This window comes from Verrucomicrobiota bacterium (genome assembly GCA_016871675.1).
Classification (GTDB): domain Bacteria; phylum Verrucomicrobiota; class Verrucomicrobiia; order Limisphaerales; family VHCN01; genus VHCN01.
Map to the genome: position 1 here is coordinate 1 of VHCN01000092.1, position 10,129 is coordinate 10,129.

General features: G+C 64.8%; 6 protein-coding genes. 4 read left to right on the forward strand and 2 right to left on the reverse strand.

Going from position 1 to position 10,129, the window contains the following annotated elements; translation table 11 throughout:
* Window positions 1-414: 414 nt before the first annotated feature.
* From FJ386_14125 to FJ386_14140, 4 genes are all read left to right on the forward strand, one after another.
* On the forward strand, window positions 415-1,632 hold the full coding sequence (locus tag FJ386_14125) for an aspartate kinase (protein MBM3877829.1): 1,218 nt from the start codon (window positions 415-417) through the stop codon (window positions 1,630-1,632).
* 99 nt (window positions 1,633-1,731) lie between these two features.
* Entirely contained in the window at window positions 1,732-3,177 is a 1,446-nt protein-coding gene (locus FJ386_14130; protein MBM3877830.1) for a DUF1501 domain-containing protein, read from the forward strand.
* A gap of 108 nt (window positions 3,178-3,285) precedes the next feature.
* Complete coding sequence (locus tag FJ386_14135) at window positions 3,286-6,237, forward strand: M28 family peptidase (GenBank protein MBM3877831.1); 2,952 nt, start codon at window positions 3,286-3,288, stop codon at window positions 6,235-6,237.
* A gap of 14 nt (window positions 6,238-6,251) precedes the next feature.
* Window positions 6,252-7,688, forward strand: coding sequence for a hypothetical protein (locus FJ386_14140; GenBank protein MBM3877832.1), 1,437 nt, complete (start codon window positions 6,252-6,254; stop codon window positions 7,686-7,688).
* A 20-nt stretch (window positions 7,689-7,708) separates the two neighbouring features.
* Here the strand turns inward: FJ386_14140 and FJ386_14145 are convergent, their stop codons facing one another.
* Complete coding sequence (locus FJ386_14145; protein MBM3877833.1) at window positions 7,709-8,269, reverse strand: DNA-3-methyladenine glycosylase I; 561 nt, start codon at window positions 8,267-8,269, stop codon at window positions 7,709-7,711.
* 9 nt (window positions 8,270-8,278) lie between these two features.
* Window positions 8,279-9,823: an MFS transporter gene (locus FJ386_14150; protein ID MBM3877834.1), complete on the reverse strand. Its 1,545-nt coding sequence runs from the start codon at window positions 9,821-9,823 to the stop codon at window positions 8,279-8,281.
* Window positions 9,824-10,129: the final 306 nt, after the last annotated feature.

Below are 10,129 nucleotides of genomic sequence, written 5' to 3' on the forward strand. Positions count from 1 at the left end.
GTCATCGTTGAGACCGCCAACCCGGCGAAGTTCCCCGAAGAAGTGGAGAAGGTCGTCGGCTGGGCGCCCGATGTGCCCGCCGCCATGACCGCCGGACTTCAGCAGACCGAGGACTACGACCGGATGGGCGCTGACTACGAGGCTTTCCGCGCGTATCTCCTCGCCCGTCACACACGCTAGATCTTCTTCGCAAGATACGCCCGGCGCTGGTCAGCGAAGTCCTTCAATGCAATCACACGCCTCCGTCCGCGGAAGGCCGGCACGGCTGCCGCCGCGCGGGCGCTGAGGGACGGGCGCGGCGATTTGGTGCGCATTCACCTGGAATGTCCATGGTGGATGCGCAAGGCGAACGGCACCGGATGAGAACCGGAATTGCCAAGCTGCGGGCAGGTTGCTAAACACGGCGGCCTTTGCATGGCACTCATCGTCCAAAAATTCGGCGGCACCTCGGTCGGCAATCCGGAACGCATCAAAACTGTCGCGCGCCGCGTGAAGCAGTATCGCGACCGTGGCGACCAGGTCGTCGTGGTCGTGTCCGCGATGAGCGGCGTGACCGACGGGCTCATCAAGCTCGCCAAGGAAATCATGCCGCTACCGCCCGAGCGCGAGATGGACATGCTGCTCGCGACCGGCGAACAGCAGACCATCGCGCTCACGGCCATCGCGCTCCAGCAACTCGGCGTGCCCGCGGCTTCGCTCACCGGCGCGCAGGCGGGCATCGTCACCGACGGCGTCCACACGAAGGCGAAGATCCAGAACATCACGCCGAAGAAAGTCCACGCGCTGCTCGACGCGGGAAACGTGGTCATCGTTGCGGGCTTTCAAGGCGAGACCGCCGAGGGCCAGATCACCACGCTGGGTCGCGGCGGTTCGGACCTCACGGCCATTGCGCTCGCGGCGGCGCTGAAGGCCGACCTTTGCCAGATTTACACGGATGTGGACGGCGTTTACACCGCCGACCCGCGCATCGTCCCGGCCGCGCGCAAGCTCGGTGAAGTCGCCTACGACGAATTGCTCGAACTCGCCGGCGCGGGCGCGAAGGTGATGCAGCTCCGCTCCGTCGAGTTCGCCAAGAAATTTGGCGTCGTGTTTGAAGTCCGCTCCAGTCTCAACGACAACCCAGGAACCATCGTGAAAGAGGAAACGCAAAGCATGGAGAGCATCGTCGTGCGCGGCGTCGCGCTCGACAAGAATCAGGCCAAGGTGACGCTCGTGGGCGTGCCGGACAAACCCGGCGTCGCCGCGCGCGTCTTCACCGCGCTTGCCGACGGCGCGATCAGCGTGGACATGATCGTCCAAAATGTCAGCCACGCATCGAAGTCGCCGACGACCGACATCTCCTTCACCGTGGACAAGCCCGACCTGCTCAAGGCGCGCAAGGTCATTGACGGATTGAAGTCCGAGGTCGGCTTCGCCGGGGTCGAAGCCGACGAGAAGATTGGGAAGCTCTCCATCGTGGGCGTCGGCATGAAAAGTCACAGCGGCGTCGCGGCGAAGATGTTCAGCACGCTGGCCAAGGAAGGCGTGAACATCGGGATGATTTCCACCAGCGAGATCAAAGTCTCCGTCGTGATCAGTGTTGACCAGGGCGAGCAGGCGATGCGCGCGCTGCACGCGGTGTTCATCGGTTGAGGCAGTCAGTTCTTGCGACCGAGACCAACTTGGTTCGGAATTGGACTTTACGGGCCCGCCGCACCGGACTAGCCTCCAACCATCAGCAGAACTCCGAGCATGCGCGTGCCCTGCAATCATTCCGGCCATCCAAGGATTCCCCGCCGCGCGGCGATTCAAGCGGGCGCGCTTGGTCTTGTGGGCCTGAGCATGGATCAACTCGCGCCGCTTCGGGCGCTTGCGGACGGCCCGTCGCCAAAAGTCCGCGCAACGTCGGTCATCTATATCTTTCTCTCCGGTGGACTCGCGCAACAGGACAGCTTCGACCCGAAGCCCGAGGCGCCGGAGGAGACGCGCGGCGAGTTCAAGGACATCCCCACGCGCACACCCGGCGTCCACATTTGCGAGCATCTGCCCGAGCTGGCCAGGCGCAGCAATCTCTGGGCGCTTTGCCGCTCGCTCACGCACAAGTCGAACGACCACTCCGCGAGCCATCACATCATGCTCACCGGCCGCGGGGAGATGCCGGTCGGGTTCGACCCGAACAAGCCGAAGCAGTCGGATCATCCGTCCATTGCGGCGCTCGCCAACTCGCTCCGTCCCGCACGCAACAACCTGCCGCCGGCGATCGTGCTGCCGGAGAAGTTGATTCACCGGACCGGGCGCGTCATCCCCGGCCAGTTCGGCGGCACGCTCGGCTCCCGGAAGGATCCATGGATTCTCGACTCGTCGCCGTTCAATGCGGAGACCTACGGCGCCTACCCCGAGTTTCTGTTTCATCACAACAAGGGCGCGGCGAAGGCGGACATCCCCTTTCGATCGCCCAACGTGACGTTGTCCGAACCGCTTGCTGCGCGGTTATCCGACCGCCTCGCGTTGCAGGGCGAACTCGACCGCCAGCGTGGCTTGCTCGAGTCCGCCGCGGAGGCGCAGTCCTTTGACCGCTACTGGAACATGGCTGTCTCGCTGCTCACCCGGCAGGACACAATCAAGGCCTTCGACGTCACGCAATCCGACCCGCGTTTGCAGGAGCGTTACGGAAAAAACTCCTTCGGGTGGTCGCTCTTGCTCGCGTCGCGACTCGTCCAAGCCGGCGTGAGCCTCGTGCAGGTGAATCTCGGCAACAACGAGACATGGGACACCCACGAAGCCGCGTTCCCCAATCTGAAAAACTTCCTGCTGCCGCCGATGGACCGCGCCGTGTCCGCGTTGCTCGATGACTTGAAGGACCGCGGGTTGCTCGACAGCACGCTCATCGTCATGGCCGGCGAGTTTGGCCGCACACCACGCATTTTCAAGATTCCCAGCGCCACGCTGCCCGGCCGCGACCATTGGGGCGCGGTGCAAAGCGTGTTCTTCGCCGGCGGCGGCGTCCGCGGCGGGACGGTGATCGGTTCGTCCGACAAGATTGGCGGCTATCCGGCAAGCGACGCGCAGACGCCCGAGAACATGGCGGCCTCCATCTACGACGCACTTGGCCTGCCACAGAACACGATGTGGCACGACGAACAGGGACGTCCTTTCAACCTCTACCACGGCGAACCCATCCGCGGCTTGATGGGCTAGCGCCCCGCGGTTCCCCATCCGGCTCCAAACTCCTCTCGCCTGCCGAATCCCCTCCTGCAAGGATTCGTCAGTGACTCGATGCCATCGCACCCCAGCCCCGTCGCAGCAATGAAACCGTCCCCGGCCCTGCTCATCATCGCCACGCTCGTCGCGCTCCCGATTTCGGCTGCGCCTCCAGCGGGCGAATCGCAGTTCCTCTCGAACACCCGTCAGCTCATCTACGACGGCAAACGCAGCGGCGAGGGCTACTTCTCGCCCGACGGCAAGACGCTCATCTTCCAGAGCGAGCGCGAGGCGGACAATCCCTTCTACCAGATTTACACCCTCAACCTCGAAACCGGCGACACGCACCGCGTCTCGCCAGGCCACGGCAAGACCACGTGCGCGTTCTTCCGGCCCGGAAGCGACGAGGTGCTCTTCGCCTCGACGCATCTCGACCCGCAGGCGCGCGACAAACAGAAGGCCGAGTTGGAATTCCGCGCCACCGGCAAGCAGCGCCGCTACTCGTGGGACTACGACGAGCACATGGACATCTTCGCGGCGAAGCGCGACGGCTCGAAGATTCGCCGGCTCACGACATCGCCCGGCTACGACGCCGAGGGCAGCTACTCGCCCGACGGGAAGCGCATCGTGTTCTCCTCGCTGCGCGACGCGTATCCGACGAACAAGCTCTCCACAGCGGACCTGAAGAAGCTCGAAGTGGACCCGAGTTACTTCGGCGAAATCTACATCATGAACGCCGACGGCTCCGGCCAGAGGCGGCTCACGCAGACGCCCGGCTACGACGGCGGGCCGTTCTTCTCGCCGGACGGCCGGCGCATCATCTGGCGGCGCTTCGATGAGAAGGGTGAGACGGCTGACGTCTTCACGATGAACACCGACGGCTCGGACGTGCGCCGCCTGACGGACTTCAAGGCGATGAGCTGGGCGCCGATTTTTCATCCCGCAAGCCGTTACGTGATCTACACGGCGAACAAGCACGGCTTTGCGAACTTCGAGCTGTTCATCGTGGACCCGCTCGGCGAACGCGAGCCGGTGCGCGTGACGTTCACCGACGGCTTCGACGGCCTGCCGGTCTTCTCGCCGGACGGCAAGAAACTCTGCTGGACCGCCAGCCGCACCGGCGATGGCAAGTCGCAGCTCTTCATGGCGGACTGGAATCACGAGGCGGCGCTGGCGGCGCTGGCCGGCGCGGCGAAGCGCAGCGTTCCTGCTGATGTGGCCCACGCATCGCATAGAACCCATGAGTCCCATGCGACCCCCGAGACCCGCCCGAAGAACCTCTCCCCCGAAATCAAATCCTCCGATCTGCAAGCCCAAGTCTCCTACCTCGCCTCCGACGCGCTCGAAGGCCGGCTCACGGGCACGCGCGGCGCGCGACTCGCGGCAGACTTCATCGCGGAGCAATTCAAGCTGGCCGGCCTCGAACCGCTCGGCGACCCGAGGAGTTTCTTCCAGCCGTTCGAGTTCAACGCCGGCGTGCGCGTGCTCACGAATCAAAACCGTCTCGCCATCGCCCGCGAGAACGCCGTGACCCCGATGCCCGGCTACGAGCCCGAGAAAGACTTCCGCCCGCTCGCCTTCTCGCAGAGCGGCACAGTCGAGGGCGAGGTGGTCTTCGCCGGCTACGGCTTGAGCGTGCCGGGCAAGCCCGGCGAAGGCTACGACTCCTACGCCGGCCTCGACGTGTCCAACAAGGTCGTGCTCGTGCTGCGCTACGTGCCCGAGGAGGCCGATGCCAGGCGCCGCGCGGAACTCAACCGCTACGCCGGCTTGCGCTACAAGGCCCTCATCGCGCGGCAGCGCGGCGCGCGGGCGTTGCTCGTGATCAGCGGACCGAACTCGCCGAACCCCGGCCAGCTCGCCGCGCTCACCTACGACCGCGGCGCGGGCGCGGGCATTGTCGCGATGTCAGTAAACGGAAACGTGGCGTCGGAACTTTTTGCCGCCGCGGGCAGGGACTTGAAGGCAATCCAGTCCGCGCTGGACAAGGAAGACCCGCATGCGCAGGGCAGCTTCACGTTTCCGAAGGCGCGCGTGGCGCTCACCGCCGCCGTCGAGCCCATCAAACAGACCGACCGCAACGTGCTTGGCTGGCTGCCCCCTGCGCCCGGCTCGAAGGAAACCGGCTACGTCTTCATCGGCGCGCACTACGACCATCTTGGCCACGGCGAAACCGGCGGCATGGCGCGCAAGGACGAGGAGGGCAAGATCCACTCCGGCGCGGATGACAACGCGAGCGGCACCGCCGCAGTGCTCGAACTCGCCGCCGCGCTCGCAGCCGAACGGAAGAAGAGTCCGGCGGCATTCACGCGAGGCGTGCTCTTCGCGCTGTGGAGCGGCGAGGAACTCGGCCTGCTCGGCTCCGCGCAATACGCCGAGCGCCCGCTCAAGCCGCTGAGCAACGCCGTCGCCTACGTGAACTTCGACATGGTCGGCCGCCTGCGCGACAACAAGCTGCTCGTGCAGGGCACCGGCTCCTCGACAAACTGGACGCGGCTCGTCGAGAAACGAAATGTGGCCGCGGGCTTCAACCTCGCCTTGCAGGAGGACCCGTATCTGCCGACGGACGTGACGAGCTTTTACTCGAAGCAGGTGCCGGTGTTGAGCTTCTTCACCGGCAGCCACGACGAGTATCACCGCCCGGCGGACAAGCCCGAGACGCTCAACTACGAAGGCCTCGAACGCATCACGAAGCTCGCGCACGGACTCGCGCTCGACCTTGCGCACATGCCCGCGCCGCCCGCCTACGCAAAAGTGGAACGCAAGGACAGCGGCGGCTCGCGCGACAATCTCCGCGCCTACCTCGGCACGATCCCCGACTACGCGACGGAGATCGCCGGCGTGAAGATTTCCGGCACCCGCCCCGCCAGTCCCGCGGACAAGGCCGGATTCAAAGGCGGCGACGTGATCGTGGAATTCAACGGCCAGAAGATCGCCAACATCTACGACTACACCTACGCGATGGACGCTGTGAAGATCGGCCAGGCCGTGAAAGTGATCGTGCTGCGCGAAGGCAAACGCGTGGAGTTGACGGCGACCCCCGAGGCGAGGAAGTAGCAACCCGTGCGAGGATGACTTCGAAGTCCATCTCCGGGAGTGCTTCGCTGCTGTTGCTCGCCGCCGCGAGCCGGTTACTCATCGCAACCGCGATTGGCGAGGACTGGCCGCAGTTCCTCGGCCCGCGCGGGGACAACACGTCGCTTGAGACCGGGCTGCTGGAGAAGTGGCCGTCGAAGGGACCACCTCTGGTTTGGGACCGCAAAGTGGGCACGGGCTACGCGGCTCCGAGCATCCGCGGAGAGCGGTTGGTGCTGCATCACCGCATCGGCGGCGAGGAGATTGTCGAATGCGCCAACGCCGCGACCGGCCGCACCGCGTGGACTAACGCCTATCCGAGCCGTTACGTGGACCCGTTCGGCTACAACAACGGGCCGCGCTGCGCGCCGCTGCTCACCACCAATCGCTGCTTCACCTTCGGCGCGGAAGGCAGGCTGCTCTGCACCGACCTCGCCACGGGCAAGACCATCTGGAGGCGCGACACTGCAAAAGACTGGAATGTGCCCGAGGCGTTCTTCGGCGTCGGCAGCACGCCCATCCTCGAGGAGGGCAGGTTGATCGTGATGGTCGGCGGCCAGCCCGACTCCGGCGTGGTTGCGCTCGAGCCGGAGACGGGGAAAACGATCTGGGAGAGTGTCGGCAAGAAGTGTTGGAACGGTGTGGTCACGATCGGCTGGCGCGCGGAGACGCCGTATCAGTGGACGGGCTTCGAGAAGCTCGCGAGCTACGCCTCGCCCGTCGCCGCGACCATCCACGGCAGGCGCCATGTGCTGTGCCTCATGCGGCAGGGGCTCGTGTCTCTCAACCCGGCGACGGGCGAGGTCAACTTTGTGCGGTGGTTTCAATCCATGGCGAACGACTCGGTGAACGCGATGAACCCGGTCGTGCATGGCGACCTGGTGCTGATTTCGGCGGCGTATTATCGCAGCGGCGCGGTGCTGCTTCGCGTGAAGCCCGACGGGAAGTCCTTCGAGGAAGTGTGGAAAGACCCGGCGCGGCACCCCTTCGACCTCTCGGACCGCGACCCCGAGACCGGGCGCTGGAAAATCCCGGCGCTCGAAATCCATTGGAACACACCCATCCTGCTCGACGGGCATCTGTATGCCTTCAGCGGACGCGACGAACCGGACGCCACGTTCCGGTGCGTCGAGTTCAAGACCGGCAGGGTCAAGTGGTCGCGCGACGAACAGTGGCAGAAGCATCCTCAGCACGGGACGCAGTTCCCGGTCTATGGTCGAGGCTCAGCCATCCTTGCGGACGGCAAGCTGATCGCTCTCGGCGAGGGCGGGAAGCTCGGGTTGTTCAAGCCGGACGCGGCAAAGGCGGAGGAGATTTCGTCGTTCCAAGTGCCGATGCTCGGCTACCCGTGCTGGGCGGCGCCGATTCTCTCGAACAAGCGGCTCTACGTGCGGAATGAGGAGCGGTTGGTTTGCTACAATCTGGCAAAGTGAACGTAGCCGGCCTCACCCACTCATCCGCCCAACTCGCGATGCCGGAAGCAATCCACGGTGTGATCGTTCACCACGCCGACCGCTTGCAGGACGGCATACACGATGGTCGTGCCGACAAAGTTGAACCCGCGCGCCTTGAGTTCATTGCTGACGCGGTCGGAGAGCGGTGAGCGCGTGGGAATGTCCTTGAGCGTCCGCCGGCGGTTGACCACGGGCCGGCCGTCCACGAAGCGCCACAGCCACGCGTTGAAGCTGCCGAACTCCTCCTGCACCTTGACGAAAGCGCGCGCGTTGCGGATCGCCGACTCGACTTTCTGCCGGTTGCGGACAACGCCGGGATCCTTGAGCAGGCTCTCGACTTTGCGCGAGTCGAAGCGGGCGACCTGGGCGGGTTCGAGTCCTGCGAACGCCTTCCGGTACGATTCGCGCTTGCGCAGCACGATGGCCCAGCTCAATCCCGCCTGCGCGCCTCCGAGGACGAGATGCTCGTAGAGCATCCTGTCATCGTGTTGAGGCACGCCCCACTCGGCATCGTGGTAGCGGATGTTGAGCTCGTCCTTCGGCCATGCGCATCGCTTCATTGCACGGAGTCAATGGGCGAAGCCTCGCTCATCTTCGGGCAGCGGCTGGCCTTTCGTTTCCGGCGCAAAAGGCAGGACAATCAGGCCCAGCAGGAACACTGCGCACATCGTCACGCCGGCGTAACGCATCGGCTCGGGTTGATCCTTGTAAACTTCGCTCGTGAGCAGGCCGAGCACCGCGGGACCGGACGCGGCGACGAAGCGCCCGACGTTGTAGCAGAAGGAAATCCCGGTGCTGCGCAGCCGCGTGGGAAACAACTCGGGGAAGTAAACCGCGTAACCGCCGAACAGCGAGAGCTGGCACACGCCCATGATCGGAATCATCCAGAAAACCTGGCTGCGCTCGCGGAGGAACAGGAACACCATCGCCGTGCTGAGCAGCGCGAGCACGAAGGCGATCGCAAACGTGGGCCGCCGCCCGATGCGCTGCGCGACATGGCTGAACGCGTAAATGCCGAAGAACGCGCCGAGGTTGAGCATCATCGAAGTGATGCCAGCCCACTTGGTGACCATGCCGGGGATTTTAGCCGGGTCCACGCCCTCGGCTTGAAAGGACTTGGTGAAGACCGAGCGCACGAGGTCAATGCTGAAGAAGCCGATGCCCCACAACCCGATGATGCCGGAGAGCGCGAGCAACAAACCGACAACGGCGCGCTTGCGCCACCGGGTGTCGCCGTTCCCGCCAAAGACCGTCCATAGCCCCGCCGCGAGCGCGCAGCCCGCGAGCACGAGGCCGATCTTGAGCTTCGTGCCTTTCGCCCATGCCGGGTTGCCGAAGAAAGCCACGCCGACGATTGCGACAATGAACAGCGCGGCGATGGTTGCGGGGAGTTTCCAGTTTGGATTGCCGAAGAGGTCGCCGTAGGAGCCAAGGTGCTCCGAGCCTGCGGATTGTTTGGCCTGCTGCCACTTCTCGGGCTCCTTGAGTTTGGCGCGGATGACGAGCGCAAGCATCGCGGGCAACGCGCCGATCACGAACATCCAGCGCCACGCCGAGCCGATCGCGCCTGTCTCCTCGAGGTGGCCAAGCGTCACGCTGATGAGCGCGGCGGTGATGTTTCCCACCGCGGAGAGTGCCTGCAGCAATCCGATGGCGTGCGGACGCGCCTTGTCGGGCATGACTTCAGCGACGAGCGACACGCCCACGGCGAATTCCCCGCCGACGCCAAGGCCGGTGATGAAGCGATAAAAGGCGAAATCCCAAAACCCGGTGGAAAGTGCGCTCAACCCGGTGCACACCGAGTAGATGAGGATCGTCCACATCATCGTCTTCGCCCGGCCAATGCGGTCGCCAAGCACACCGAAAGCGAGGCCACCCGTCGCCCAACCGATGAGGAAGATCGCGGTGGCGTAGCCGCTGTAGAGCGCGACGTCCTCGCCGGGTTTGAGGAGCGCCTTCATCGCGGGAACGCGCGCGAGATTGAAGAGCTGTTGGTCCATCGTGTCGAAGAGCCAGCCCAGAGCGGCCACGATGAGCACGAACCAGTGGTAACGGTTGAGTTCCTTCCACCATGCGGCCTTGGGTGCGGTGGACGGCGAGTCGGATGGATTCATGCGCAGTGTATTCGGCGGGAACGCGACCTTAGCTACACGTATCACTGTAGGGAGCCAAGCCTTATTTGAGAATTGCGTGCAAACATTGCGTGGCTTCGGCCAACGCGCGGGCGGCTTTCGGTTTGCGCCGCGCTCATTGTTGCATTACAGGAAGCCCAGCGTATGGCGAACTCCGGGGCACGCGAAAACCCAACACGTGGCGGTGCCTTCACGGGCGGCATTCTTCAACGCATCCTCGCGCTCGCCTTCGCCGCAGTCGCCGCGCTCGAAAGCCCCGCGGCCGAGCGGCGCAACGCTACGAGTTTC